Source organism: Luteolibacter sp. AS25 (assembly GCF_046736275.1).
GTDB lineage: Bacteria > Verrucomicrobiota > Verrucomicrobiia > Verrucomicrobiales > Akkermansiaceae > Luteolibacter.
Map to the genome: position 1 here is coordinate 3,189,305 of NZ_CP151837.1, position 25,903 is coordinate 3,215,207.

25 protein-coding genes are annotated in these 25,903 nt (G+C 54.2%); 11 read left to right on the plus strand and 14 right to left on the minus strand.

Annotated features, from left to right (window positions below):
• Positions 1-7: 7 nt before the first annotated feature.
• Positions 8-1,429 (minus strand): efflux transporter outer membrane subunit, encoded by a 1,422-nt coding sequence (locus AAGA79_RS14705; RefSeq protein ID WP_411826571.1) that lies wholly within the window; start codon positions 1,427-1,429, stop codon positions 8-10.
• 177 nt (positions 1,430-1,606) lie between these two features.
• On the opposite strand from AAGA79_RS14705, the gene AAGA79_RS14710 reads away from it, so the two are divergent.
• Together AAGA79_RS14710 and AAGA79_RS14715 are read left to right on the plus strand one after the other, a co-directional pair.
• Positions 1,607-2,626, plus strand: coding sequence for an NF038122 family metalloprotease (locus AAGA79_RS14710; RefSeq protein WP_411826572.1), 1,020 nt, complete (start codon positions 1,607-1,609; stop codon positions 2,624-2,626).
• Positions 2,623-3,411 carry a hypothetical protein gene (locus AAGA79_RS14715; protein WP_411826573.1) on the plus strand — a complete coding sequence of 263 codons (789 nt, stop codon included), beginning with the start codon at positions 2,623-2,625 and terminating at the stop codon, positions 3,409-3,411. Before AAGA79_RS14710 ends, AAGA79_RS14715 begins: the two co-directional genes overlap by 4 nt.
• Positions 3,412-3,494: 83 nt before the next feature.
• Here AAGA79_RS14715 and AAGA79_RS14720 read toward each other — a convergent pair whose 3' ends face one another.
• A complete protein-coding gene (locus AAGA79_RS14720) occupies positions 3,495-4,820 on the minus strand; it encodes a dihydrolipoamide acetyltransferase family protein (RefSeq protein ID WP_411826574.1) in 1,326 nt (441 codons plus the stop codon).
• A gap of 145 nt (positions 4,821-4,965) precedes the next feature.
• On the minus strand, positions 4,966-5,358 hold the full coding sequence (locus AAGA79_RS14725) for a hypothetical protein (RefSeq protein WP_411826575.1): 393 nt from the start codon (positions 5,356-5,358) through the stop codon (positions 4,966-4,968).
• A 213-nt stretch (positions 5,359-5,571) separates the two neighbouring features.
• Here AAGA79_RS14725 and ribD point away from each other — a divergent pair, with 213 nt between their 5' ends.
• A complete protein-coding gene (gene ribD, locus AAGA79_RS14730) occupies positions 5,572-6,588 on the plus strand; it encodes a bifunctional diaminohydroxyphosphoribosylaminopyrimidine deaminase/5-amino-6-(5-phosphoribosylamino)uracil reductase RibD (RefSeq protein ID WP_411826576.1) in 1,017 nt (338 codons plus the stop codon).
• Positions 6,585-7,373 carry an ABC transporter ATP-binding protein gene (locus AAGA79_RS14735; RefSeq protein WP_411826577.1) on the plus strand — a complete coding sequence of 263 codons (789 nt, stop codon included), beginning with the start codon at positions 6,585-6,587 and terminating at the stop codon, positions 7,371-7,373. The genes ribD and AAGA79_RS14735 overlap by 4 nt, the downstream gene beginning before the upstream one ends.
• Here AAGA79_RS14735 and yidD read toward each other — a convergent pair.
• The 3 genes from yidD to AAGA79_RS14750 are packed head-to-tail and all read right to left on the minus strand — an operon-like array spanning position 7,370 to position 9,983.
• Positions 7,370-7,612 (minus strand): membrane protein insertion efficiency factor YidD, encoded by a 243-nt coding sequence (gene yidD / locus AAGA79_RS14740; protein WP_411826578.1) that lies wholly within the window; start codon positions 7,610-7,612, stop codon positions 7,370-7,372. The two genes, AAGA79_RS14735 and yidD, sit on opposite strands and share 4 nt — an antisense overlap.
• A 7-nt stretch (positions 7,613-7,619) precedes the next feature.
• On the minus strand, positions 7,620-8,462 hold the full coding sequence (locus tag AAGA79_RS14745; protein WP_411826579.1) for a universal stress protein: 843 nt from the start codon (positions 8,460-8,462) through the stop codon (positions 7,620-7,622).
• 27 nt (positions 8,463-8,489) lie between these two features.
• Entirely contained in the window at positions 8,490-9,983 is a 1,494-nt protein-coding gene (locus AAGA79_RS14750) for a SulP family inorganic anion transporter (RefSeq protein WP_411826580.1), read from the minus strand.
• A 181-nt stretch (positions 9,984-10,164) separates the two neighbouring features.
• On the opposite strand from AAGA79_RS14750, the gene AAGA79_RS14755 reads away from it, so the two are divergent.
• On the plus strand, positions 10,165-10,770 hold the full coding sequence (locus AAGA79_RS14755) for a hypothetical protein (RefSeq protein ID WP_411826581.1): 606 nt from the start codon (positions 10,165-10,167) through the stop codon (positions 10,768-10,770).
• Between the two features lies 1 nt (position 10,771).
• On the opposite strand, the gene AAGA79_RS14760 is transcribed toward AAGA79_RS14755, so the two are convergent.
• Positions 10,772-11,956, minus strand: a complete 1,185-nt coding sequence (locus AAGA79_RS14760) for a glycoside hydrolase family 57 protein (RefSeq protein ID WP_411826582.1) — start codon at positions 11,954-11,956, stop codon at positions 10,772-10,774.
• A 207-nt stretch (positions 11,957-12,163) separates the two neighbouring features.
• On the opposite strand from AAGA79_RS14760, the gene AAGA79_RS14765 reads away from it, so the two are divergent.
• Positions 12,164-12,448, plus strand: a complete 285-nt coding sequence (locus AAGA79_RS14765; RefSeq protein WP_411826583.1) for a hypothetical protein — start codon at positions 12,164-12,166, stop codon at positions 12,446-12,448.
• 74 nt (positions 12,449-12,522) lie between these two features.
• On the opposite strand, the gene AAGA79_RS14770 is transcribed toward AAGA79_RS14765, so the two are convergent.
• The 7 genes from AAGA79_RS14770 to AAGA79_RS14800 form a co-directional block, all read right to left on the minus strand.
• Positions 12,523-13,632 carry a type IV pilus twitching motility protein PilT gene (locus AAGA79_RS14770; RefSeq protein ID WP_411826584.1) on the minus strand — a complete coding sequence of 370 codons (1,110 nt, stop codon included), beginning with the start codon at positions 13,630-13,632 and terminating at the stop codon, positions 12,523-12,525.
• Positions 13,633-13,671: 39 nt separating this feature from the next.
• Positions 13,672-14,754: a type IV pilus twitching motility protein PilT gene (locus AAGA79_RS14775; RefSeq protein ID WP_411826585.1), complete on the minus strand. Its 1,083-nt coding sequence runs from the start codon at positions 14,752-14,754 to the stop codon at positions 13,672-13,674.
• 110 nt (positions 14,755-14,864) lie between these two features.
• Positions 14,865-15,278 carry a hypothetical protein gene (locus tag AAGA79_RS14780; RefSeq protein ID WP_411826586.1) on the minus strand — a complete coding sequence of 138 codons (414 nt, stop codon included), beginning with the start codon at positions 15,276-15,278 and terminating at the stop codon, positions 14,865-14,867.
• Positions 15,236-15,682: a phage holin family protein gene (locus AAGA79_RS14785; RefSeq protein ID WP_411826587.1), complete on the minus strand. Its 447-nt coding sequence runs from the start codon at positions 15,680-15,682 to the stop codon at positions 15,236-15,238. The genes AAGA79_RS14780 and AAGA79_RS14785 overlap by 43 nt, the downstream gene beginning before the upstream one ends.
• 98 nt (positions 15,683-15,780) lie before the next feature.
• A complete protein-coding gene (locus tag AAGA79_RS14790) occupies positions 15,781-16,197 on the minus strand; it encodes a YqjD family protein (RefSeq protein ID WP_411826588.1) in 417 nt (138 codons plus the stop codon).
• A gap of 180 nt (positions 16,198-16,377) precedes the next feature.
• Positions 16,378-17,802, minus strand: a complete 1,425-nt coding sequence (dnaA, locus tag AAGA79_RS14795) for a chromosomal replication initiator protein DnaA (RefSeq protein ID WP_411826589.1) — start codon at positions 17,800-17,802, stop codon at positions 16,378-16,380.
• A gap of 284 nt (positions 17,803-18,086) precedes the next feature.
• Entirely contained in the window at positions 18,087-19,718 is a 1,632-nt protein-coding gene (locus AAGA79_RS14800) for a sodium:solute symporter family transporter (RefSeq protein ID WP_411826590.1), read from the minus strand.
• A 188-nt stretch (positions 19,719-19,906) separates the two neighbouring features.
• On the opposite strand from AAGA79_RS14800, the gene AAGA79_RS14805 reads away from it, so the two are divergent.
• Genes AAGA79_RS14805 through AAGA79_RS14825 form a run of 5 tightly spaced genes read left to right on the plus strand, consistent with a single transcriptional unit; the run spans position 19,907 to position 25,836 of the window.
• Positions 19,907-21,901 (plus strand): alpha-amylase family glycosyl hydrolase, encoded by a 1,995-nt coding sequence (locus AAGA79_RS14805; protein WP_411826591.1) that lies wholly within the window; start codon positions 19,907-19,909, stop codon positions 21,899-21,901.
• Positions 21,902-21,922: 21 nt separating this feature from the next.
• Complete coding sequence (ispD, locus tag AAGA79_RS14810) at positions 21,923-22,612, plus strand: 2-C-methyl-D-erythritol 4-phosphate cytidylyltransferase (protein ID WP_411826592.1); 690 nt, start codon at positions 21,923-21,925, stop codon at positions 22,610-22,612.
• Positions 22,613-22,650: 38 nt separating this feature from the next.
• Entirely contained in the window at positions 22,651-23,874 is a 1,224-nt protein-coding gene (locus AAGA79_RS14815; RefSeq protein WP_411826593.1) for a M16 family metallopeptidase, read from the plus strand.
• Positions 23,875-23,900: 26 nt separating this feature from the next.
• A complete protein-coding gene (locus AAGA79_RS14820) occupies positions 23,901-24,578 on the plus strand; it encodes a TIGR02206 family membrane protein (RefSeq protein ID WP_411826594.1) in 678 nt (225 codons plus the stop codon).
• Positions 24,579-24,624: 46 nt separating this feature from the next.
• Positions 24,625-25,836: a 4-hydroxy-3-methylbut-2-enyl diphosphate reductase gene (locus AAGA79_RS14825; protein ID WP_411826595.1), complete on the plus strand. Its 1,212-nt coding sequence runs from the start codon at positions 24,625-24,627 to the stop codon at positions 25,834-25,836.
• Positions 25,837-25,903 lie beyond the last annotated feature (67 nt).

The window sequence follows — 25,903 nt, forward strand, 5'->3', positions numbered from 1 at the left end:
TTAAATCTTATTTTGATGTGCGGAAATCACCACCAAGAGCGAGGTGCAGATCCACTCGATTTTCCAGCCGAAGACGTTTCACCGCCACATATTGGCTGGCAGTATTGATATCCTGCTCCTTCGCCTCGATCAGCGTGAGAACGCTACCCGTTCCGGCATCGAATTCTTCGTATGCCCGGTCCGCCGCCTCTTTGGAAAGATCCGCCGCCCGTTTTCCGGCCCGCTCGCGCTCCGCCAGATAGGCTTCGGCTACCAGTGCCTGCTCCACTTCGCCAAAGGCGTCCAAAACTGTTTTTCTCAAAGCAGCCACCTGCTCGCGCTCACCAGCTTGCTCCGACGCAATTCCTCCTGCAATCTCTCCACCCTGAAAAATCGGCTGAGTGAGGCTGCCACCGATCGACCACACACTGAAATCGCTGTTCAGCACATCACGCAGGCTATCCGTATTCGTTCCGCCGGTTCCGGTAAGCTTCAAACTCGGGAATCTGGCGAGCTTGCGCTGCTTCACACGCCTTCCGGCGGAAGCCACAGCTCTTTCCGCAGCTAAAATATCAGGACGACGCTGCAGGAGCTCCGATGGCAGGCCCGAGGGAGTGGAACCAGGAAAACCCGGTAACTTAGCTCCTGCCTGAAGGCTGCCCGAAGGGTATTTTCCTAAAAGTATCTCCAGCTGACGGATCGTCCGCTCCCGCTCCAGCTGTCTTTGGGCCAGCGTGCCTTCTCCATTCGCCACCTCCGCCGCTGTCAAACGCACCTGCGATGCGGAGCCCCCGTCATCGGCGATTGCCCGCTCGAACCGCTCCCGCACAGCGTTTGCCAAAACCTTCCTTGCCTGCAGACCCTCTTTCGCCAGCGCCACCTGCTCGTTTGATTCCGCAAGCGCCAGCCAGGTTTTCGCCACCTGCCCCGCCAGAGAAACCCTCGCAGCCTCATAATCATAGGACCGCGCCTCTGCATCGGCAATCGCCGCTTCCTCACCCGCCCTCATTCGGCCCCAGATATCCACTTCCCAGGCAGCGTTCAGATCCACCCCGTATTGCTCGGAAATGATACTCGGGATTGCCCCGCTGTTTCCAATAATTGGATATCCGATGAAATTTTGCTCGCTCCTGCTTCCATCCGTTCCCAGTGCAAGACTTGGCCGTCTACCTGCACCAGCAATCCTCGCCTCTGCCGATGCCTTTTCAACCCTGGCAGCCGCCGCCCTGAGATCCTGGTTTTCCGAGATCGCCTGATCCACCAGATTCCGGAGTTCTGAACCTCCGATTTTGCCGATCCAGTTTCTATCGATGCCCGCCTGCGCTTCTTTTGATGCGGCCCACTGCCCCGGAGCACCCGCTTCACCCATCCGGCTCTCTGGAGAAAGCGCTTTGCACCCGCCGATCAACAGTAACGGAATGGCAAGAAATCTATAGTTTGACCAATTCATCGTGTGCAGGGCCGGAAGACTTCATCGCACGCATGAGAAAGTCAAACGAGGAGAAGTATCATATTAAAATTCATTCGAACTTACTTAAGTTAAGTTAATTAAAGTCTTGTTTGCTACTAGATTTGCGGTTCTTCTGGACCGGGTAAAAACAGAAAAATCCCCCATAACTTTCTGATAATGAACAAAAAATATCTACTGGCAGGCGCCATTTTCGCTGCCACTTCCCAGGCGAAAGCCATCACCTTCAATTTCACCGATACAACGGCCGGCGGCATGCAGGCAGAGGCTCTCGCGGGATTCCAGCAGGCGGCGGATATCTGGTCCTCGATCCTCACCGATAACATTGCCATCAATTTCGATATCAGATTTGATGGCACCCTCGCCTCGAACGTCCTCGGTTCAACATCATCCATAGGTAGCGCCTATACCTACACCTCTGTAAGGGCCGCATTGCTTGGCGCAGCAACATCTTCTGACGATGCCATCGCCACCGCAGCACTTCCCACAGGTAGCAGCATTGAATTTCTGACCAACAATACGAGCGATAGCTCCGTATATCTGGACAACGACGGATCAGCAAACAACAGCGCCCTCGCCGTTAACAATGCCAACGCCAAAGCGCTTGGACTTCTGGGGGCCTCATCGGATTCCGATGGTAGCATCGCCTTCAACAGCGCTTTCACATGGGACTTCGATCAATCGGACGGAATTGATGCGGGGAAACAGGATTTTGTAGGTGTTACCGTCCATGAAATCGGACACGCCCTTGGCTTTGTCAGTGGAGTAGATACGGTGGATTTCTATCATGGCTCCGGTGACGGTGCGGGATCCACGATTGATCTCGATGGTTTTGCAATCTTCTCCGTTTGGGACCTCTTCCGATACAGCGCGGCCGGGCAGCTCGACTTTTCGACCGGCGGCGATCCCTATTTCTCCATAGACGGAGGAGCGACAAGTATCGCCACGTTCTCCACAGGATCCGCGAACGGAGACGGGAATCAGGCTAGCCACTGGGAGGACAATCTTGGATATGGGCTGCTCGATCCAACCGCTAATCCGGCAGGACAAATCAACACCCTGAGTTCCCTCGATCTCCGTGCCTTCGATGTGATGGGCTTTGCTGTTATTCCCGAGCCTTCGTCGATATTGCTCGGAGCTCTAAGCTGCCTACTGCCACTTCTCCATCGCCGCAGGTGAAAATTTCTTCGAAGTTCGCCAAGGCGGTAGTCGTAACGGGAGTGGCGATTTCAGTTGTGATCGCGACTTCTTTTCTCATTCTTTCCTTCAAACCCCAAGCCGACTCTTCCCCGACCGCCACGAGGATTACCGCCGAATCAGTTCCTGTAGAAAATCTACCTGAAGACCCTGAAGCTGCCGCACTCGAGGTCCTTGAAGAATTTTTCGAGGCTTCTGATCTTGAAGGAAAGTCGAGATTTGTAAGGGAACCGAAACGCGTTCTCCCAATGATGCGGGATTTTTACGAGGTCCGGCAAAACCCTTTTCCCACCCTGGGCCGCGTATCGGCCGGGCAAATCTCAAACTTCGGTGATTCGATGCTAGTCCTGTTCCAAATCGAACCTTTCACAGGGGGGATTTACTCAATCGCAGTCGCTTGGGAAGGTGATCGTTTCGCAGTGGATTGGTTGAGCTTCAGCTCTTACGGCACGATGAACTGGGATGAATTCACCGATGCAAAGCCTGGAGCAGCACAAACGATGCGGCTTTACATCATGAACGGCGCAGAGCTGGGCAAACCACCCGGTCTGCCCGATAATTATCCAAATCTGCAGATCGAACATCGGGATTTTTCCCAGCCGTTGCAGTGCTTTGTAGCTCCGAATCTCCTACCAGCCTTCAAGTCACTGATAGGGAGAAACAAGCGCGTGCCGGTGACAATCGAGGTAGGCTGGAAAAAGCTCACCAATGATTCGGAGCCGGTTCCCTATATTTCCCATTTTATAACAGAAGGCTGGAGCAATTAGATCGGGACGAAGTTATGCAACACACCGGCACAAAAAAAGCGGACCCCTTTCGGAGCCCGCTGTAAATTCAACCGAATTAAGGATTAGAGAAGCATCAGAGCCGGGCTCTCGATGAGCTTCTTGACCTCTGCGATGTATTTCGCTGCAACAGCGCCATCAACCACGCGGTGATCGACGGATACGCCGATGTTCATGCGGAGTCCAACGGCAAGCTCGCCGTTTACCACGACTGGCTTTTGAACAGCTGCACCTACGGAGAGGATCGCTGCCTGCGGTGGATTGACGATCGCATCGAAGGAATCGATACCCCACGCACCCAGGTTGGAAACAGTAATTGTTCCGCCGTCGAATTCGTTTGGCTTGAGTTTCTTATCGCGTGCACGGCTGGCCATGTCTTTCACAGCACGGGAAATTGCGAGGAGAGATTTGCTTTCAGCTTCCTTGATAACCGGTGTCACCAGGCCGTCTTCAACTGCGATCGCTACGGAAAGACCCACGTGCTTGAATTTCACGATGTGGTCACCTGCGAAGGATGCGTTGATTTCCGGAACAGTTTCGGCTGCGCTGATCGCAGCTTTGAGGATGAAGTCGTTCACGGAATATTTGTTTCCGTGTGTTTTCTCCGCCTGATCATTGACCTGTTTGCGGATCGCCATGAGAGGCGCCGCGTCGACTTCCACGTGGAGGTAGAAGTGAGGGATGGTTGTTTTGGAAGTCAGCAGGCGGGAAGCGATGATCTTCCTCATGGAAGAAAGCTCGATGCGCTCGTCCTCTTCTCCTGAAACCGGCTGGATCGCCTGCGGAGCAGGAGCAGCTGGTGCGGAAGAGCCGGATGCCTTGGCTTTCGCGGATGCGGCGAGACCTGCTGCCGCGGAGGCGTTGGAAGATGTCTTCTTGGCAGGTGCGGGGCCGGATGAGGCGGCCTTTACGTCTGCCTCGACAATGCGGCCTGCAGGACCTGATCCAGTGAGACCAGAGATATCAACACCGAGTTCTTCAGCTACCTTACGCGCAAGCGGAGATGCTTTTACGCGGGAGCCATCTGATGACTCGGCCGCAGGTGCGGGCTCGGAAGATGCCGGAGCGGAGTCTTCCACTTTCGCGGCAGCTGCCGAAGGAGAAGGTGCTGCAGCGGGCTCGGAAGCAGGTTCTGATGAGTCTTCACCGGAATCATCACCATCAAGGACAGCAAGAACACCACCGATTTCAGCTTTCTCGCCTTCCTGGACATTGATCGAGGTGATCACGCCTTCATCGAAAGCTTCCATTTCCATGGTCGCCTTGTCGGTTTCCACCTCAGCGAGGATATCGCCGATCTCGACGGTATCTCCGACTTGCTTGTGCCATTTGATGAGGGTGCCTTCGGTCATTGTGTCCGAGAGCTTGGGCATTTCGATATTTACTGACATGATATAGAGAAAGAAAGGTGGTGTTGGGGAATAGGATGGTAGAAAGCGGGGTTATTTCCAGCCCTTTTTATGATTGCTGGAAACAAAGAAGCGCGGAGGGGATCTACCGCACCGCGCTTCATTAAAAATTTATCGGAAAATCAGCTTATTCAGCCAGTTTTCTCATGGTCGGGATCAGACCGATGTGCGGGCTACCTGTGGAACCCTGGCTTGTAGCCATTTTCATCACACTCTCGGAAGTCGTGCCGCAGCAGTCTTTCTTAGGGCAGTAGTAACGTGTGCACTTCTGGCACGGAATACGAACTTCCTTGCTGACTGTCTTGTAGGAAACTGTTTCGCCACCTTCCATCATGCCGCCGATACCGGTTTTAGCATCAGGCGCGATGTAAACCTGTGGGCCGTTGTTGGTTACGACTTTCACTTGTTTTGTCTCGGTGCGGGTGCCGGACCAGGACTTGCCGCCTCCGAACATGGAGCAGCAGGAAGAAAAGCTCAGAGCAAGAGCAGCGAGAGTGAATAGGCAGAGGATTTTTTTCATCGGGAGTTCGTTTTTAATGGGTTTTTATTAGAGGCAGCAGCATGAAGTCGCCGCAACTGCTGAAATGGCCAGAATGGTGATCGTAAAAATTCGCTTCAACATGGTTTGAGACTATGAAAGTTAGTAAACTTGGCAACATAATTTAGACAAAACGAACGCCTGGCGGCCTCTCAGTGCTGGACTTACTACCTTCCTGTGAACATTTTTTAAAAAATGACCGATGAGGAATGTATGAAAATCGCGCTTGAAGAAGCGCGGAAGGGAATCGGCAAGACAGCGCCAAACCCGCCGGTGGGCGCGGTGATCGTGAAAAATGGCGAAATTCTAGGTAAAGGCTGGCACACCAGAGCCGGCCAACCGCACGCCGAAGTAGAAGCGCTCAGAAACTGCGGTGATCGAGAAACCAGAGGAGCGACTGCCTACGTAACTCTGGAGCCCTGCTCGACTTCAGGCCGCACTCCCGCCTGTACCAGTGCGCTGACTGCAGCCGGAATCGCCCGTGTTGTATACTCCTGTGAGGATCCGAACCCTTCCCACGTCGGCGGCGCGGATGCGATACTGAAACAGGCGGGAATCGAGGTTCTTTCCGGAGTGCTCAAAGAAACCTGCGAGCAAATCCTCCGCCCGTTTTCCAAGGTTCAGCGAACAGGGCTGCCGTGGGTTATTTGGAAATGTGCCATGTCTCTGGATGGGAAAATCACCCGTCCGGAGGGGGAAGGACAGTGGCTGAGCGGCCCGGAATCCCGTATGGATGTGCAACAAATCCGTTCAGAAGTTGATGCAATCATCACCAGCGGTGAAACCGTCCGCCGCGACAACCCGGCTCTCACCATCCGTGTGCCGGAACTTCTGGAAGGCAGGGATCAGCCGTGGCGTGTTGTGGCCTCCAATCGCCCCGAAACCATGCCACTGGACGCACCGCTTTTCTCGGACGAGTGGAAAGATCGGACACTGATCCGCTCGAAATCCAATCTTGAAGAAATTCTGCGCGGATTGGTGGCAGATCAGGGAGTGCTCTCAGTTATGATCGAGGCGGGTGGGAAATTCGCAGCAGCAATGTTATCCGCCGGAATGGTGGATGAGGCGGTCATTTACTATGCACCGCTGGTTTGTGGCGATACCGTCCCCGCTCTGGCTGGTGGTGACATCCGGGAATCACTTAAGCTCCGGAACATTACACATGAACAATTTGGCAATGATCTTAAAATCCGTGGTTTGATTTCAAAATGAGTGAAAATTTCTTCGAAATCCGCAACGCCAATGTCTGGCGCGATGAGAATCTGGCCCTCAAGGAACTGAACCTCAGCCTGAGAGCGGATCAGAGCGTGGCGATTCTCGGCGGCAACGGCGCGGGAAAAAGCACATTGTTAAAGCTGATCACCGGTGAGGTGAGACCTGCGTTTGGCGCCACTTGTCGGCTTTTCGGCGAAGAACGCTGGAACCTCGAAGAAATCCGCCACCAGCTTGGATTGGTTATGCCGGAAGATGTGGCAAGATTCCACCCGCAGGAAACTTCGTCCGATGTAGTGCTCTCCGCATTCCGGGCGGCCTACGGAAGGACAAGGGATATGGCATTCACCCGCGAAGAAGAGGAAAAATGCTCCAAAGCAATCGGAGAGCTAGGCATCCAAAACCTCGCTCAACGATACTTCGGCCAGCTTTCCTCCGGTGAGAAACGGCGGTTCCTGATCGCGCGGGCATTGGTCCATCAGCCGGAGGTTCTGATACTTGACGAGCCTTCCACTGCCTTGGATTTCGCAGGACGTCTCGCGATGCTTGATAAATTGCGGGACTTGGCGAACCGCTCCACGACACTCCTACTCGTCACTCACGATCCAGCGGAAATTTTACCGGAAATCGAGCGGGTTATCCTTCTCAAGAAAGGGCGGGTGATCGCCGATGGTGAGAAAAAGGAAATCTTGAACTCCGATTCGCTCAGCGAACTTTTCGGCATGTCGTTGAAGCTCGATTGGCTTGATGACTGGGCCATCGTGAAAAAAGCCGACCGGCCTTAGTGCTCCCGCTTTTTCGGCACCGGGTCATATCCATGCGTTCCCCAGGGATGGCAGCGCATGAGACGACGGAATGTTAACCACGTTCCTCTGAAAGCACCGTGAACCCGGATCGCCTCAATTCCGTAATGACTGCAGGTGGGATCGTGTCTGCACACACCTTGCCCTCCGCTCAAAGCCCGCAACCATGGAGAAATCGCCAGCTGGTAGAAGCGGATCAGCTTTGTAAGGATCCAAGACATCTGCGCTCTATCTGAATAGTAAAATAGGGACCTGGCAGGTGCGAATCAGAGTGGTCGTCGTGCTACCGAGGATAAATTGGCGAACTTTCGAGTGCCCGTATGCTCCCATGACAAGAAGGTCACTGCCGGAGTCACTGACTTTTCCGGAGATGATTTCATCGGCATCCCCAGAGAGGAGTTCCACGTTGACCTGGTAGCCTGCACCTTTCAGGGCCACAGCGGCACTGTCCTGTGCTTTTGCAGCTTCGGAGTCCGGCTTCCCGATAGTGACGAGATCACAAATTGCACCTTTGAGTAGCGCTTCGGTGGCCAGGTAATGAATCGCTTTCAGTGAGCTGGGCCCACCATCGAAAGCCACGGTAAATCTCTCCACCGGCTTGAATTCACGGGCGGCGACCAAAACCGGAAGTTTCGTGGAGCGGACCACCCGCTCAAGATTACTGCCGAGGTGGCCTTTGGAAAAATCCGCGTGCTCGCCGCGTTTCCCGATGACGACAAGTGAGGCGTCCTTTTCATAGTCAAGAACAGCGTCAACAAGGGCACCATGGCGTTGGGTAGTCTCAACGCTGAGTCCTTCCAACTGCTTTTTCGCATCTTCCAGAATCGCGCTTCCACGCAAACGGGCAACACGGGCATGAGACTCATCCAGGCGACTAAGCTCTGCCAGCAACTCGGCATTGGCATAAAACCCGATGTTTCCGCTAAGATCATGCGTAGCGGGCACCTCCTCGCGCTCAATCGCGTGAAGAACGTGCACCGGTGAGGAAAGCTTGTTGGCAGCCCAGGCTGCGTGCTGGTAAATGCTACGTCCGTAAAGGGATCCGTCTGTGCAAGCGAGAATAGTGGACATGGTATTATGCTAGGTTAAATTTGAGTTTCAGTGATCGAGCATGCGTTCGAGCGCACCCGGTTTATCGTGGGTCCCGAGTCTGCCTACGATGGTAGCACTTGCTTCGTTCATACCAAGGATTTCCACCTCGGCACCTTCCCTGCGGTATTTCAAGACGACTTTATCCAGAGCGCCCACTGATGTCAGATCCCAGAAATGTGCCTGTGAAACATCAATAACGATCTTGGAGAGCACCTCCTTGAAATCAAATGCCGCACCAAAGGTATCGGCTGAGGCAAAGAAGATCTGGCCGCGGACTGTGTAGGTTCTGGTATCTCCGGATAGCTCGCTGGTGATCCCGATGACTTGCGAAACCTTGTGAGCGAAGAAAATTCCACTGAGCAGCACACCCACTCCCACGCCGATCGCCAGATTGTGGGTTCCCACCACGGTTCCTACTGTTGCAAGCATGACTATGCTCGTCATCTTCGGCTGGATCTTCAGATTCTTGAACGTCGCCCAGTTGAATGTGCCGATCGAAACCATGATCATCACAGCAACGAGTGCCGCCATCGGAATGTTCCCGACTTGTGTATTCATCACCAAGAGGAGAACGAGCAATACAACACCCGACGTGAGTGTGGAGAGCCTGCCGCGGCCTCCTGATTTCACGTTGATCACAGACTGTCCGATCATCGCACAACCAGCGATCCCACCGAATAAACTGGACGCAATATTCGCAATGCCCTGGCCGCGGGCCTCCTTGTTCTTATCACTCGGAGTATCGGTGAATTCGTCGAGAATCTGCGCGGTCATCAGGGACTCCAACAGACCCACGACGGAGAAGCTCAAGGAAACGGGAAGAATGATCAGAAGGGTTTCCCAGGTGAGAGGGAGGAGCTTCCAGTTCTCGAAATCAAGGTAAGGCAAGCCTGTCGGCAGAATTCCGAGATCCTTCACCCTTCGGACATCCATCTCGAAGAAATTCGCGATCAGGGAAATCACAACAATCGCGATCAACGGGGATGGAACCGCTTTGGTGATCAATGGGAAAAGGTAAATGATGGCCAATCCACCAGCTACCAACGGAAAGGTGACCCAAGAGCCCATATTTCCTGCAAGTATCAGTTCATTCGCCTGGGTAATCATATAGAGAATAGCCAAGGCGTTTACAAATCCAGTCATCACAGATGCCGATACGAAGCGCATCACGTTCGCCACATTCACCAAACCGAGAACGATCTGGATAATCCCCGTAAGCATCGAAGCAGCAAGGAGATAGGCGAGACCGTGATCTTTCACCAGATCGCCTACCAACAGAGCGATGGCGCCAGTCGATGCGGAAATCATCGCAGAGCGACCGCCTACGAACGCGATAGTCACCGCGATCACCACGGAGGCGAATAGGCAGACTTGTGGGTCTACATTCGCGATGACGGAGAAGGCGATTGATTCTGGAATCAGCGCAAGAGCTACCACAAGACCTGCGAGCAGATCGGCGCGAACATTAGGAAACCACTGGGAAGTAAGTCGGGAAGACATAAGCAAATTTGGTTGAACGCCGGAAGCCGGTGTTTCTAGGAAGGCGCGCAGACTCTGGACGATCCGCGGAATGGGCAAGCCCGTTTTTACCCATAATTACTGGTAAACTGCTTCTCACTCACCTTTCCGGAAGCAGTTCCCGCTTGAATGTCCTCTATCCCCGCCGTAAGCCGTGTGCCGCATGGACGCACGTCACCCTTATGAGCTGATCCCGCTCTTCACCGCAGGAATACTCCTCAGCCTCTGGCTGATTGGCTCCCACAGCCTCATGATTGCCAAACCCGAGCTTGTTCAGGGATGGTTGAAAAAATTTCCCCGCAGCCCTCTCGCCGGGCAGATCCTTCTTGGAATCGGCATGGCCTGGTTCTGGCTGCTCGTCGCGCCGGATGGCATGGGAAAACTCAGTGCCCTGCAGATGGATCTTGGTGAGTTCAACAATATCAAAGGTCTGCTACGCCTGCTGGTTCCAGCCGTTTACGTGGCAGTCTGCATCAGCGTGCGGGATTTCCTCGCAGTCCGCGCTCTCGGTCTCCTTGGCCTGATGCTTGCCGCACCACTTTTGCAGGCAGCTTTTCTGAAAGATCCTACTTCCCGCCTTCTGATTCCGATCTTCGCCTACGCACTACTCACAAAATCACTCTTCTGGGTGGGCATGCCCTACGTTTTCCGCGATGCGGTTACTTGGGCAACAGCCTCGGCAGGCCGTTGGAAATTACTTTCCTTCGGCGGCCTTGCCTACGGCGTGGTCACACTGATCTGTGCACTCAGCTTCTGGCGCGGCTATTGATTTAGCTAACCAGAGCGAGCCCGTTCGTTCTTTGTTCCAGGTCCTGCACGGCGGCCATGAAAATCTGGTGCGCCTTTTTCGGACTCGAATACGGAGTGAAATAATTCGCCATCTCTCCGTCTGAACCACCTTTCGTGGACATCCAGTAAAGATGGTCAGAAGACTGGAGTTTCCCCCATGTGCTAATGAGGTCCTCATCTCCGCTTCGAAGAACCCTGCTCTCAAGCCCGCCAAGAGCGGAAATCGCTTCCTTTTGCATGGCGTTTCCGGTCCACGCGGATAGATCCCGCTCGGCATCCGCCCATGAGGTGACTTTCGGGCAATCATACTCGCTTGCCGGGTAGATTGAGACAGCCTCGGAAGGGGTCACCCATTGCGCGCCTGCTTCGATTAGAATTTCCGGAACCCTTTTCCAGAATTCATAAATTCCATTTTCGATTTTTTGATGCTCACCGATCGACTCGTAATCCATGAAAAGATTCACGATATCGCCAGGAGACTGGCCGATCCATGAGGTGAATTTTTCCCACGTCAGTGGATAACCACCCCATGAAGGGTTGGAAAATCTTAAGGCCAGATCATTGGAAAGCTCGTGATTTCTCAGCAAAGTCTTGATCCGCGCAGTGCCGGGCGCCGAGTAGACATAATTCGGGGAGTGATCCCAGACAAAGCCGGGTGTACCTTCCGCAATTATTCCCTCGAACCCAAGGGTCTCGGCTTTCGCGGCGATGGAATTATTATAAATCAGTTCGGAATTCCGGAAAACCTTCGGCCTTACGGAAAATACCTCTTCCATCAGATCGAGGTGCAAATCGCACTGCCTCTCGAATTCCTTTGGGGAATAAACAAAAGCCAGGGAGTGGTGGTAAGTTTCCGCGAGCAACTCCACACCACCGGATCTCACCAGTTTCTGGAAAGACTCCAGGACGTCCGGACGGAACTCCCGGAACTGTTCGATGGCAGTTCCCGAAATGGATAGGGCCATACGGAAGAGGCCTTTGCTCTTCTGAATTTGACTCAGGAACATCTCGTTCGCAGGCAGATAACAATTGTCTGCCACGCGATTCAGAATCTCGCGGTTTAACTCCCGGTCTTCATAGAGGGATGAGGATTCCTCCTGTTTGGCTTGCTTGGCACGGAGACGATGCGGTTGGTGGACTTGAAAATATAGACATACGTCAGGCATGGCATTTGTAGGTGGCTGGGTGTGGGAAAAAGTTCCGGATTTGGACGGGCGGGCCCGGATATTGATCAGAGCCGGTATCGGATTTTAGTCTCGAAATCGGCTTTGTAAACTATGCGCTCACAAAAGCGTAGAGAGCATCCAACGAGCCAAACCTGCCTCCCTGCGAAATTCCAATGGAACACGCCGGATATTCACGGCTTGCAAGAAATGAGCCAAAACCCTTCCATCCCTTTCATGGAATCACACGAGTGGAACGAAAAAACAGAAGAGGGAAAGCGATTCTACCGGGCTAACTACCACGGCAAGGACTGGGCCATTATTACAACACTTAAGTCGGACCCCGATTGGGTGAGAATCGAGGAACCCTCGGAGGAAGTCTGGAGGGCCCTCCGCGATATCGTCTGGAAAAAATACCAACGGAAACGCTGCCCGTGGGAACGGGTCGCCATGATTGATAAAATTCTGGGCGACGACGTGGACCCCAATAAATAGTCCGGTAATTCCTGACTATCGCTGATGAATTCGAGGCTGCTGCTGATAGCTCAACAGCAGCCTCCAAGGATTTCCTAATGCTGTAGCGGATTTTCTCCTGATGCATCTCCGAGATGCTGCTGCTCCTCTGGAAGGAACTTTTTGAAACGCGTCTTATCAATCGCCTTCATATATGCTTCAGCAGGTGAGATCAGACCCTCGCGGAGCTTGGACCAGATCGATTCATCCATGAACTGCATGCCTTCGTTCTTACCACCGGTAATCACGTCGTAGAGCTTCTGGGTAGCACCCTCGCGGATAATCGCCGCAACAGCAGGAGTTCCGAACATAATTTCGTGAACAGCCACACGTCCCGGCTTATCCACCCGCTTGCATAGAAGCTGGGCTACAACGCCGCGTAGCGAGGCGGAGAGCATTGTCCGAACCTGGGCTTGCTGGTTGGCAGGGAAAACGTCGATGATGCGGTCAACGGTTTTGCGCGCGTTGTTCGTATGTAGCGTTCCGAACACCAGGAGCCCGGTTTCCGCAGCGGTAAGGGCAAGGGAAATGGTCTCCAGGTCCCGCATCTCTCCCACCAGAACAATGTCCGCATCCTCCCGGAGTGCAGCCCGCAGGCCATCCGCGAAGGATGGTGTTTGGATGGGGACTTCACGCTGGGTCAGAATCGACTGTTTGTTTCTGTGCACAAACTCGATCGGCTCCTCAATCGTGATGATATGGCGGGAGTAATTCGTGTTGATGTAGTCCAAAAGCGCGGCAAGTGTCGTGGATTTTCCGGAACCCGTAGGACCAGTTACCAGGACCAAGCCGGAACGCATATGTCCGAACTCCTTGACTGTCTCAGGAACCCCGAGGGCCTCCATCGACATGATTTCTGTGGGAATCAGACGGAAAACCGCAGCCAGACCGTTCTGCTGCTGGAGGTAGTTGCAGCGGAACCGCGATTCTTCATTCATCTCGTAGGCGAAGTCTAGATCGCCATTGTCGAGGTAGGTCTCGAACGCTTTCGGATCGCAGATCTCACGGAGAAGATTATGAAACGCCTCACCTTCCAGAATAGGCTCGCCCTCTATCGGGCTTACCGCACCATGGACGCGGAGCTTTGGAGGTTGCCCCTCGGACAAGTGAAGGTCGGAGCCACCGCTCTCGACGAGGATCGTAAAAAGTCTATCAATCTCAGCCATTTTAAATTTGGGTTTTTAGGGAAATTATTTTTGAGAAAATCAGGATTCAAGGAAAGAGCGCGTGCTCGCCTTGTCATCGGAACGGAAAAGAAGCTCATCGGCGGTAATCGCGCCCTTCACATATAGCTTCTTCAGCGACTCATCCATGGTGATCATACCCACGTGCTTACCAGTCTGCATAACACCCGGTAGCATATAGGTTTTTCCTTCTCGGATACAGTTGGCTACAGCCGGAGTATTTACCAGCAGCTCTGTGGCCAAAACACGGCCATCTCCTTGCACATTCGGAACGAGTTGTTGGGAAAGGATCCCGCGCAAAGATTCCGAAACCATGATCCGGATTTGCTCCCGCTGATCCGTTGGGAACACATCGAGCACCCGGTCCAGTGTCCTCGGAGCATTTCCGGTATGTAGGGTACCTAGAACAAGGTGACCCGTTTCCGCCGCGGTAAGGGCAAGCTGGATAGTCTCCAGATCCCGCATTTCACCGACCATGATTACGTCAGGATCTTCCCGAAGGGCACCGCGCAAAGCTCGCGCAAACGACTCGGTATGTTTGTGGACTTCGCGTTGGTTGACGTGGCAACCCTTTGACTCGAAAACGTATTCGATCGGATCTTCCAGCGTCAGAATGTGGTCCTCACGGTCTTCATTGATAAAGTTAACAATAGCCGCCAGAGAAGTCGACTTTCCGGAACCAACCGCACCGGTAATTAGGATGAGTCCGTTCTGGTAACGGGTGAGCGGGATCAAATGTTCCTTGGGAAGCCCAACCTCATCCATCGTGCGGATCTGACTATTGATGATACGGAACACCATGTCGTAACCCAGACGTTGGCGGACAACCGAAGCCCGGTAGCGGCCGTCTCCCCCGATGTATGCAAAATCGATATCTCCTTTTTCCTGGATTCTAGCCCACTCCTTTTCCCCAAGGAATGACCTGGCCAGCTTCTCGGTTTCCTCCGCCTTCAATGGTGGATGATCCGGCCAGATCGGACTGAGCTGTCCATATCTGCGCCATGCTGGCGGATAAGCTGTGGATAAATGGATATCGGAGCAATCGTATTCACGACCGAGCTTCAGATACTCGTCTACGTGATTTAGAACAACGTGTTCGGACATGGGCAGTGGTTTTTTTGGGTTTTATTGATTGTCTGTAAAAGGCACCAATTCGGTAGCACCTCACGGTGATGCTGGCACCTAAAAAGAGATAAAAGTCAGAACTCCACGCCTCAGCGTGGGGAGACATCGCGGCTAGGGCGCAAAGCGGTCCCACGCGTTATCTGATTCTTGAAATAATCCTTCAGGAGCTTGGTTGCATAAATTTTTGCAACCGGTTTCACGACAGTGAAACCAAGACCGAGGGTAGCGAGTAGAAGGTTCCGTTGCTTCTTAACCTTCCTGACCCGGCGCACCAGTTCCTGAGGCTTCTTTTTCCGGCGGAAAAGAAAGCTCCCGACAAGTCCTGCCGCTGCGGATCCACCGATCCACTTCGTGGGCTCTGCCTTTACGGATTCACGCAGCCTGTTCGGGAAATCCAGCTTGTGCTTGAGCTCCGCGTGGGACTTGCCCAGCTGTAGCCGGGCTGCCTTGCCTTGGGCGATCAGCTCTGAGATTTCGACTGTTGTTTTAATTGATTTAGCCATTCGCGGTCTTTTTCAAATTCTTTACGAGTAATTGGGAAGGGCTCCGAGCCGATTGATTTTGCAATAAGTAGCAGGAGAATCGCGATCAGAATGTGTAGTCCTCCAACTGAGAAAGCTGCCTGCCACCAGTTCATCGGAGTCAGATCGGAGAGAACTCCCACGAGCCCGAACATGAGCAGGATCCATGAAAAAAGCAGCCCTAGTAGCGCCACCACCGCAAGAGCGATTTTCTTCCCCAGATCTGTAGCAACCTGCTTCCCCTCGACCTTCATGATCGAGCTTCGGGTAGCCGCCAACACCGAAAGAGCTTCCTTCCAATTGGACGGTGGGCCCTTTCTATTATCCTCCCTTATCTCAGCCTCTGCTTGGGAGGCAATTTCAGGAATATTTGGTTCTTCACTCATAGGCATCTATGCCAGGCAAGTTGATGGCAGAAACAAAAAGATGACTCCATCATAACAATGAAGTCACTCGTTTTAATTACTTAACTTGATTCGCTAACTTAGCGACGGGTGATAAGACCGATGAGGAAGCCTACGCCAAGTGCGCCAAGGACGGACTTGGTAGGATTCTGACGGATGTAATCTTCAGCGGTAACTTGGATTTCCTTGGCCTTGACCTTGGTTGTCTCATATTGCTGCTGAGCATTCGCTTTAACCTCAGCGGCCTTGTCGGAAGCAACAGCCTTGTAATGCTCTGCTTTCTCGGTCGCCACTGCTTTGTAGTGACCAGCTTTTTCAGTAGCATTGGCCTTTAGCGCCTGTGCGGTTTCCACAGTCTTGTCCTTTACTTTGGTTGCCTGGGCACTGGTGTTTTTTGCGAAATCTCCTGCTGCACTACGGAGATCTGTAGCTGCGCCGGAAACTGAAGGATTTCCAGGCTCGATAGCTGGAGTTTCGGAAAATGGATTCTCGTTCATATGATTGTTCGTTGGATGTGCATGGACAATAGCATGTCCTGTTCCACAACCAAAACTACACCCCCGGATGCTATGAGCAAGAAGACATTCCCCCTATTCCAGGAAATTCGCGGACAGCTCAAAAATTATACCAAAATTGCAGAACGCACGGGAAATCAAGCAGAGTGCACCTAGCAGAACTCAGCGTTTGAGCTGGTCGGTAAGCCGCTCGATCCGCTCGCGCAAACCAGGCTGCTTATCCAGCTCAGAAACCACCTTCTTACAGGCGTGGATCACCGTTCCGTGATCTCTTCCACCAAAGCACTCACCGATCTCCATCAGCGAGTTGTGAGTAAGTTCACGACTCATATACATCGCGATTTGCCTCGGAAACGCGATACTCGCCGGCCTACGGCGGGAGATCATATCCGCCAACCGCACATCAAACGTCTCCGCAACCGCCCGTTGGATACCATCGATGGTCACTTGCCGGCTGGCCTCCTCATGAATGAAGTCCCGCAGCATGTGCTCCACCTTCTCCACTGTGACACTTTCGCCAGCCAATGAAGCATAGGTCGCAACCCGAACTAGTGCACCCTCCAGGCGACGGACGTTGGAGCGAATTTTTTCAGCTAGAAAAACCAATACCTTATCGTCCAGCGAGACCTTCCACTCGGCCATTTTCTTCCGGAGAATCGCCATCCTTGTTTCCAGTTGCGGAGGCAGAAGCTCAACAGCCAAACCACACTCGAAACGTGAGATCAAGCGCGGCTCAAGATTCTTGATCTCACACGCAGGGCGATCACTCGTAAGCACAACCTGGTTCCGCCCGTCCAACAGTGTATTGAACGTATGGAAGAACTCCTCCTGGGACCGGTCTTTTCCAGCGAGAAACTGAACATCATCAATCAGCAACACATCGGAACTCCGATAGCGGCGACGGAATTTTTCGATGTCCCCGCGGCGGATCGACTCGATGAACTCGTTGATAAACTTTTCACAGGTCAGGAAAATTACTCTGGCATCCGGACGCCGACGCAAAATCTCTTGTCCGATCGCGTGCATCAAATGCGTCTTACCGAGACCGGAGCCGCCATGAATGAAGAGCGGATTGTAACCGACCGACTTTTTCGTGGAAACCGCCTGACATGCCGCATGAGCAAACTGACTGTTGCTTCCGACCACGAAGTTTTTGAACGTGTAGTTCGGGTTCAACCCTGCGGCGTTCGCCCTTTTTTCAAAAATTTCCTTGGGAACCTCTTTCCTGATCTCCGGATCAACCTCAGCCACAACTTCCGGTTCGCCACTTTTCCCCACTTCCGCAACCTGAATATCGATACGGTGCAGACCCTCGAAAACCTCTCCTGCGGCCAGAATTAATTCAGGCAAATAGTTTGTCTCAATCCACACCTGATGGATCTCTCCAGGAACCAGAACCAAGCCCTCACCCGCCTCAAAACCACCCCAGTTCGCCCCACCGAACCAGCGCCCGAAGGCGTCGCCACCAATCAGCTTGCGGAGCTTCACTTCAACCCTCCCCCAGGAATCGTCGCCATGAATCGCAGCGTCCACCGCTGCATTCACTCCCATTTCCACCCCTTGAATTTCCGTTTGCTCTGTTTTCATGCTATACCACTGAGTCGCTCTCCGGACAGCCCCCCTTCGGGCTACCCAGAAGCAACGTTTCCAAAGTTGAACTAGGTTTCGATTCGGTGGAATATTTAATTAACCTGCTCTAACAGAGAGAAGTTTTTCAAGCGATTCCACAAGCGTTCCACGTTCAAATTTTTTTAAAAACTTGACCTGTAATTTTATACGGAACGCTAAACTATCGGATGCAACTAACAGGCCAAATCTACACAACTCGCTCAATGCAAGCACCTAGCAATGTGACGCGACTGTAACAGCTGTTAGAGTCCTGGATTTCGCTTCTGTGACGCGCCGAAATAACCGCAGCAAAAAGTCAGCGCGGTAGTCACCGGCCAGGCCCAGGCGTAGCAATACACTGAAAGTATCCCATCCCCGGCCGCATTCAGCTCCAGGGTAGGCAGACTCGCCAGCCATTCGAACGGCAGCTTTGCTTTTATCCACAGAACCCACAGATCAACCCTCACGAACATCACCAGAACCACCGAAATAGCACTCCCGACCACCAGCCCCTTCACACTGCCGCGGCCGAGCAGGGAGCACAGCAGCATAGCCAGCAGAGGCCCCATCGTGTAGGTCGTCATCCCGAAGGCCAGCGGCAGGATAGGGATATCCTCCCGCACCATATTCAGCAGCTGGGTGAAGCCGGTCAAAGTGAGTCCCCAGCCAATGATCAGCCACCGGGTCTTACTCATGAGATTCATCCTTGAAAGCTCCTCGTCCGTTTTCGACTCAGGATTGTAAATCACAGAAAGGGTCGTCTGGCTCAATGCCGCCAGGATAGAATCCAGACTCGAAATACAGGCGGCAAATATCCCGGCCAGCAGCAGTCCGCTCACGCCCGGTGGTAGCACCGTCACGATCCACATCGGAAAGATAAAATCGTGTTCGCCGGTCTCAGCCACATTGCTTCCCAGAATTGTGTCACCTGTCGCTTTCACCAGATCCGCCTCTGCCGCAGTAAAGGGATGCTCATGATACCAAACGAACAAAGCCGCACCCACCATCAGCATCAGCAAAGTCAGCACTTGTCCGAATGAACTGAAGATCAGCGCCTTGCCCGCCGCCTTGGCATCCTTGCAGCAGAACATCCGCTGGGCATTCAACTGATCCACGCCGAACGCGGTTAGATTTTGGAACGGCACCGCTATCAGCGCCACCCAGAAGGTGAATTGAAGATCCCTCTCAAATCCCCATGAAAAATCCCAGAGCCTAGTCCTTCCGTAGGTTTGCGCGGTTTCCCAGAAACCTCCCCAACCTCCATCCACACCGCTCACCAGCCAGAATAGAGCGACAGTCCCACCCACCGCAAACAGCACGAATTGCATCACATCCGTCCAGATAACCGTCTGCATACCTCCCATCAAAGTCCACCCGATCGCGAAGACTCCGATGATCAGGATACTCCATTCGATCGGCAATCCAGTCACCACCCGCAGCGGAATCGCAGCCACCAGCACGCGGACGCTTTGTCCCAATACGCTTCCCAACGTGAAAAAAATGGTCGCCAGCATTTTCGCCCCGCCGCCCAACCGATTTCCCATATAGTCATACGGGCTGTAGATTTCCTGCTCGTAGTAGACCTTCACGAAATATCTGGCCACCAGAAACCGTGCGATGATCGAGCCAATCGCCCACTGCATATAGGTGAAATCGCCATTCAGCGCAAACAACGTCCCCGGCACCCCGATAAACGTCACACCACTGATCTCAGTAGCAATGATCGAGCCGGAAACCGCCCACCAAGGAAGAGACCTACCACCCAGGAAAAAGTCACGGATCGTCGCATTTTTCCCACGCATGGCGTGGCCCACCCAAGTCGTCAGCAGCAAATAACCAATCAATACCGCCCAATCCCAACCCGTGAACTTCAGATGAATAGCCCCTAAAAACATGGACGAACCCTAATCCTTCGAAATACCGAACCAAGTTCCAAATTCATTCCCGGGCAGTGATTTTTACAGCCTCTTCAGCGCCCCGGAAACCCTGACCCTTCCTCAGAAACCTGAAAATTCACGATCGGTAGCCTTCCTTGCCTCCTTTTCGTTTCCCATCGCCCCCACTCTCGCCTTTACTTATCGGTATGGAACAAGCCCAGCCCCTTCCCATTCTCGTACAGAACGATCCGTGGCTTGAGCCACAAACCGAAGCGATCCGCGATCGAACCGCCCGCTTCGAATCCGCTCTGGAAGACATCAGGAAAAACCACGGCTCCCTCTCCGCCTACTCAACCGCCCACAAATACTGTGGCATACATTTCGATAAAATAGCCGATCGCTGGACCGTCCGCGAATGGCTACCCGAGGCCCGCGCTGTTTCCCTGATCGGCGACTTCAATCAGTGGAACCGCGATTCCCACCCACTTGAGAAAAAAGCGAACGGCATCTGGGAAACAACCCTCCCCGCCGGCACGCTCTCCCACGAGGCCAAGATCAAACTTCACATCCACGGCGCTGACGACTCACGCCGCGATCGCCTCCCTGCCACCATCCAGCGCGCCGTCCAGGATCCTGAAACCCACGACTACACCGCGCAAATCTGGTCACCGCCACAGCCCTACGTCTGGCAACACCAGTTCGATCCACAGACCGTCGGCGCCCCACTCATCTACGAGGCCCACACCGGCATGGCCGGGGAAGAACCACGCGTCCATACATACCGGGAATTTGCGGAAAACACCCTCCCCCGCATTCAGAAGGCCGGCTACAATACCATCCAGCTCATGGCAGTCCAGGAGCATCCATACTACGGCTCCTTCGGCTACCACGTCTCCTCATTCTTCGCCGCCTGCTCACGCTACGGCACCCCGGAAGACCTGAAATTCCTCGTCGATACCGCCCACGGCATGGGCATCGCCATCATCCTCGATATCGTCCACTCCCACGCCGTCAAAAACCTCTCCGAAGGCCTTAACAACCTCGACGGCTCCGGCCACCAGTATTTCCACGGCGGAGAAAAAGGCGACCACCCGCAATGGGACTCCAAATGCTTCGACTACAGCCGTCCGGAGGTGAAACAATTTCTCCTGTCAAACGTCCGCTACTGGCTGGAGGAATTCCGCTTCGATGGCTTCCGCTTCGATGGCATCACCTCCATGCTTTACCACTCCCATGGCAATCGCGCCTTCGGATCATACGAAGATTATTATGGAGACGATGTGGACCATGAGGCCATCACCTACCTCAAACTCGCCAACCAACTCATCTCCGAGATCAAACCCGGAGCCATCGTCGTAGCGGAAGACATGTCCGGCATGCCCGGCCTCTGCCGACCGAACTCCGAAGGCGGAGTCGGCTTCACCCACCGCCTTGCGATGGGAATTCCCGATCATTGGATCAAACTCCTGAAACACCAGCGCGATGAAGAATGGGACCTCGATGAACTCTGGGGAACCATCACCAACCGCCGCCACGGTGAAGCAACCATCGCCTACGCCGAATCCCACGACCAAGCACTCGTCGGAGATAAAACCCTCGCCTTCCGCCTCATGGACAAGGAAATGTATTTCCACATGAAAGTAGACGATCCACACCCCGTCATCGAGCGCGGCATCGCCCTTCATAAAATCATCCGCCTCCTCACCCTCGCCTTTGGTGGCGAAGGCTGGCTCAACTTCATGGGAAATGAATTCGGCCATCCGGAGTGGCTGGACTTCCCGCGGGAAGGAAACGACTGGTCCTATCACTACTGCCGCCGCCAATGGTCGCTCGTGGACAACCCCGACCTGAAATACAAATTACTCGCGGAATGGGATCGCGACCTGGTTCTCCTCGCCCGTGAGAAAAACCTACTCAGCGCACCACCCGCCCAGCTACTCCACGTTGATCACGAAAACAAAATCCTCATCGCGGAGCGCGCCAACCTCATCTTTGTCATCAACCTCTCACCGGACAAATCCATCCCCGGCTATGGCGTACACCCGAATCTTCAGGAGACCCACAAACTCCTCCTCGACTCCGATCAATCAAAATATGGCGGACACAATCGCCTGGACCCATCCGTCGACTACCCCATCGCCCCGGACGGCCAGTTGAAATTCTACACCACCTCCCGCTCGGCAATCGTTCTGGGAGTCTGATTACTCACTGCCATATCCGCTTTGAAAACCGGAATTACCGCCATCATCGTCGCCTCCGGGAGCAGCCGGCGTATGGGCTTCGATAAACTCGCCGCAATCCTCAACGGGAAACCCGTCCTCGCCCGCACTGTGGATACCTTTCTCGCCTGCCCGGAAATCACGGAAATCATACTCGTCTGCCCGGAAGGTCGCTTCTCCAGCCTCTTGGGCGGGGAAATTTTCACCAAACCCGTCCATCGCGTCGATGGCGGTGCGGAGCGCCATCTCTCCGTGGCCAACGGACTAGCTGCCGTCTCGCCCGACTCCCAATACATCGCTATCCACGACGCCGCCCGCCCACTCGTCTCTCAGGCCGATATCCTTGCTACTATCTCAGCCGCCCGCCAGAACCGCGCAGCCAGCCTTGCCCGCCGTGTCACCGAAACCCTGAAACGCACCGACGAGGACGACTTCACCAGCGAAGCTGTCCCCCGTGAAAATCTCTGGCACATCGAAACCCCACAAATTTTCGAAACCCAGCTCATCAAAGCCGCCTACGATCACATCATAGCTAACCACATCCTTGTCACAGACGAAACCTCCGCCCTCCAGGCCCACGGACATCCCACAAAACTCATCCCCTCCACCTCCCCGAACCCGAAAATCACCACACCCGCCGATCTCGAAGCGCTCCAGACAGGAAATCCCGCTTTGAAAAACACCGATCACTGATCACTTGGCACCGACCACGAAAAAGCTAAGTTGCGCCCGTGCCAGCCACCTACTCCACCCATCCACTCCCAGGCGGCCCCCGCCTAGCCCACGCGCAACTCCCTGATTCAGAGTGCGCCGCCCTCTCCATCTACATCCCGGTCGGCTCCCGCGATGAAACAGGAGACCTCCCCACCGGCCTCGCTCACTTTTCCGAGCACATGGCATTCAAGGGCACAGCCACACGCTCCGCCAAGGAACTCACCCTCGCCATCGAATCCGGCGGCGGCCAGGCAAACGCCTGCACCTCAGAGGACCACACCGTCTACGAAGCACAGGGCGAAGCCGAACTCATGCCCACCCTCATCGAAGTGCTCGCTGACATGGTCTGGCACTCAAATTTCCCCGAACACGAAATCCCACTGGAGCGCGATGTCATCCACGAAGAAATCACCATGATCCGCGAAAGCCCCTCCGATCACATCGGCGATCTTCTCGCGGCCGCCACCTGGCCATCCCACCCCCTCGGCCAACCAATCTCCGGCACACCGGAATCCATCGAAAAAATCTCCCGCGCCACCCTGCAAAACTTCGCCGCCGCGCACCATTTCCGCAGCGACATCGTCATCGCCACCGCAGGCCCCATGTCCGCAGGGGAAATCCTGAAAATTCTCACACCCCTCCTCCCGAAAACCTTCCACCAGCCGCCTCTCCGCCTTGGCTACACCCCGGCACCCTCCCGCGAAATTTCAGAAACCCGCGAAACAGATCAGCTCCAGCTGGCCCTCGCCTGGCACACTCCCGGTCGCCACGCGGAGGAACGTCACGCACTCCGCCTGCTCTCCCTCATCCTCGGTGAATCCTCCTCTTCCCGCCTCTTTACAGAACTGCGGGAGGAACGCGGCCTTTGCTACCAGATCGGCAGCGAAACCTCACTTTTCCACGAAACCGGAGCCCTCCAGATCATCGCCGGCCTCGATCCTGAATCCCGCCGGGAATCACTCGATACCATCTTCAAGGAGACCCAGAACTTGGCCAAAAACGGCCCCCGCCCCGGCGAACTCGAACGCGCCAAACGCCTAGCCATCGCACAATCCAAACTAGCCTTCGAATCCACCGCCTCCCACGCGGCATGGGCCGGAGAAGGCCTGTTGTTCTTCGATCACATCCCATCACCTTCCGAAGCCCGCGAAAATCTTCTCCAGGTAACCGAAACCCAGATCCAATCCATCGCGGAACAAATCTTCGCCTCAAAACCCGCCATTGCTGAAATCCGAGAGTAAGATCATCCGGTAACATCCAATACCCCATGCCCTTCCATCCATTTTCCAAAGAGCATTACATCACGCTCGCGATCGGCTTTGCCATCATCGCCATTCTCATCCTGGCCGCGAAGCGCGCTGGTAAAAACCAGAAACACATCACCCTCTTTCTGGCTCTCACAAACCTCTTGTCACCCCTCATTGCCTACTTCGTCTGGAAAGATTATCCCCACCGCCTGGACAATCTCATCCCCTACCATCTCTGCGATCTCGCAGCCATCATCGGTGGGTTCGCCCTCCTTACCCGGAAACCGTTTCTCCTCACGCTCACCTACTTCTGGGGCCTCGCCGCCACCCTCCAGGCGCTGCTTACCCCCGCCATACCCCACGGTCCTCCCACAGCGCCCTTCTTTCATTTCTTCATCCAGCACTTCGCAATCGTCGCCGCCGCATTATATATTCCCATCGTTCTAAAATGGCGCCCCGAAACTCCGTTTTGGAAATCCCCGCTCAAAGTCTTCGGCATTTCTCTCGTTTATCACGTCTCCACCATTCCCATCAATTCCCTCCTGGATACCAATTTCGCCTTCTCCCTTTCCAAGCCACAAGCCGCGTCTCTAATAGACCACCTCGGCCCCTGGCCCGTCTACCTCTTCGCCATGCAGGCACTGGCACTGGTTCTATTCCTCATCCTCGCGCTACCCTTCCGGAAAAGCACCCGCTAGCATTCGCGTTGATTCGCACCCGTTCACAGTCCAGAATCCTCCTCACATGCCCAAGCCCGCCATCAAACGCCCCCGAGTCAACGTCCGCCGCCCGGATGTCATGGAACTCGTCTCCGCCGAGGTTGCAGTTCATTACCAATCCTCCCTCGTCGAGAAAATCAAAGACCAGGACGGCAAAATCACCTGCGGCAACACCACCCTCTTACTCGCCCAGGACTTCGGCTTCTGCTACGGCGTGGAGCGCGCCATCGATCTCGCATACGCCTCCCGGAAAGTCTTTCCTGAAAACCGAATCTTCCTCATCGGGGAAATCATCCACAATCCGGAGGTAAACCGACAACTCCGCGAAATGGATATCGTCTCCCTCCCCTGGCAGGAAATTGACTCATCCTATGACGACCTCCAGCCGGATGATGTCGTTATTGTCCCAGCCTTTGGCGCACCCACCAGCTTCATGGATAAAGTTGAGGAGCGCGGCAGCTACACAGTGGACACCACCTGCGGAGACGTCATGAAAGTCTGGCGCCGCGTCCGCGGCTACGCGAAGGACGGCATCACCTCAATCATCCACGGAAAGGAAAACCACGAGGAGACACGCGCCACCTCCTCACGGGCGCTCGGCATCGATGGCTCCGGCCACTTTCTCGTGATACTCACACTCGCGGATACAGATTTCCTCTGCGAATACATCCGCGGAAGCGGCGATAAATCCGCATTCCTCGAGCGCTTCAAAGGCTCCTACTCGGACGGCTTCGATCCCGATCTTCACCTCCGGAAAATCGGCGTGGCGAATCAGACCACCATGCTTAAAAGCGAGACCCTGGAAATCCAGAACCGTCTCGCCACAGCCATTCAGGATCGCGACAGCGCACCCGATAACTTTTCCGTTTTCGATACAATCTGCGGGGCAACCCAGGAGCGCCAGGACGCACTCTTCGAGATGCTCAAAACAAGAATGGACCTTCTCCTAGTAGTAGGCGGCTATAATTCCTCGAACACCGCACACCTTGTTGAAATCGGGGAAAAAGAGCTCCCCACCTTTTTCATCCGTGATGCATCGCAAATCAAGTCCCTGGAGGAGATCGTCCATTTCGATCTCCACCAGCACGCGGAAACCACCTCGAACTACGCCAACGTTTTTTCAGGCAAGGAACACATAACAGTTGGCCTCACCGCCGGTGCCTCCTGCCCGAACAATCTTATAGAAGACACCGTCCGGAAAGTCTTCGCCCTCCGCGGCGAAACACTCGACCTCTAAACACGAAAAATGCGGCGCCCGGATCCGAGTCGCCGCATTCTTAGAAATTGAATCCGGGAAGATTTTC

What these genes read in the sequence shown, in the direction of transcription:
- AAGA79_RS14780 (WP_411826586.1), bottom strand. Translation starts at nt 15,278, where the DNA reads ATGGCTAAATCAATTAAAACAACAGTCGAAATCTCAGAGCTGATCGCC.
- AAGA79_RS14735 (WP_411826577.1), top strand. Translation starts at nt 6,585, where the DNA reads ATGAGTGAAAATTTCTTCGAAATCCGCAACGCCAATGTCTGGCGCGAT.
- AAGA79_RS14775 (WP_411826585.1), bottom strand. Translation starts at nt 14,754, where the DNA reads ATGTCCGAACACGTTGTTCTAAATCACGTAGACGAGTATCTGAAGCTC.
- AAGA79_RS14805 (WP_411826591.1), top strand. Translation starts at nt 19,907, where the DNA reads ATGGAACAAGCCCAGCCCCTTCCCATTCTCGTACAGAACGATCCGTGG.
- AAGA79_RS14720 (WP_411826574.1), bottom strand. Translation starts at nt 4,820, where the DNA reads ATGTCAGTAAATATCGAAATGCCCAAGCTCTCGGACACAATGACCGAA.
- ribD (WP_411826576.1), top strand. Translation starts at nt 5,572, where the DNA reads ATGACCGATGAGGAATGTATGAAAATCGCGCTTGAAGAAGCGCGGAAG.
- AAGA79_RS14755 (WP_411826581.1), top strand. Translation starts at nt 10,165, where the DNA reads ATGGACGCACGTCACCCTTATGAGCTGATCCCGCTCTTCACCGCAGGA.
- AAGA79_RS14790 (WP_411826588.1), bottom strand. Translation starts at nt 16,197, where the DNA reads ATGAACGAGAATCCATTTTCCGAAACTCCAGCTATCGAGCCTGGAAAT.
- yidD (WP_411826578.1), bottom strand. Translation starts at nt 7,612, where the DNA reads ATGTCTTGGATCCTTACAAAGCTGATCCGCTTCTACCAGCTGGCGATT.
- AAGA79_RS14820 (WP_411826594.1), top strand. Translation starts at nt 23,901, where the DNA reads ATGCCCTTCCATCCATTTTCCAAAGAGCATTACATCACGCTCGCGATC.
- AAGA79_RS14760 (WP_411826582.1), bottom strand. Translation starts at nt 11,956, where the DNA reads ATGCCTGACGTATGTCTATATTTTCAAGTCCACCAACCGCATCGTCTC.
- AAGA79_RS14765 (WP_411826583.1), top strand. Translation starts at nt 12,164, where the DNA reads ATGAGCCAAAACCCTTCCATCCCTTTCATGGAATCACACGAGTGGAAC.
- AAGA79_RS14785 (WP_411826587.1), bottom strand. Translation starts at nt 15,682, where the DNA reads ATGAGTGAAGAACCAAATATTCCTGAAATTGCCTCCCAAGCAGAGGCT.
- AAGA79_RS14800 (WP_411826590.1), bottom strand. Translation starts at nt 19,718, where the DNA reads ATGTTTTTAGGGGCTATTCATCTGAAGTTCACGGGTTGGGATTGGGCG.
- AAGA79_RS14750 (WP_411826580.1), bottom strand. Translation starts at nt 9,983, where the DNA reads ATGTCTTCCCGACTTACTTCCCAGTGGTTTCCTAATGTTCGCGCCGAT.
- AAGA79_RS14745 (WP_411826579.1), bottom strand. Translation starts at nt 8,462, where the DNA reads ATGTCCACTATTCTCGCTTGCACAGACGGATCCCTTTACGGACGTAGC.
- AAGA79_RS14705 (WP_411826571.1), bottom strand. Translation starts at nt 1,429, where the DNA reads ATGAATTGGTCAAACTATAGATTTCTTGCCATTCCGTTACTGTTGATC.
- AAGA79_RS14825 (WP_411826595.1), top strand. Translation starts at nt 24,625, where the DNA reads ATGCCCAAGCCCGCCATCAAACGCCCCCGAGTCAACGTCCGCCGCCCG.
- AAGA79_RS14710 (WP_411826572.1), top strand. Translation starts at nt 1,607, where the DNA reads ATGAACAAAAAATATCTACTGGCAGGCGCCATTTTCGCTGCCACTTCC.
- AAGA79_RS14770 (WP_411826584.1), bottom strand. Translation starts at nt 13,632, where the DNA reads ATGGCTGAGATTGATAGACTTTTTACGATCCTCGTCGAGAGCGGTGGC.
- AAGA79_RS14725 (WP_411826575.1), bottom strand. Translation starts at nt 5,358, where the DNA reads ATGAAAAAAATCCTCTGCCTATTCACTCTCGCTGCTCTTGCTCTGAGC.
- dnaA (WP_411826589.1), bottom strand. Translation starts at nt 17,802, where the DNA reads ATGAAAACAGAGCAAACGGAAATTCAAGGGGTGGAAATGGGAGTGAAT.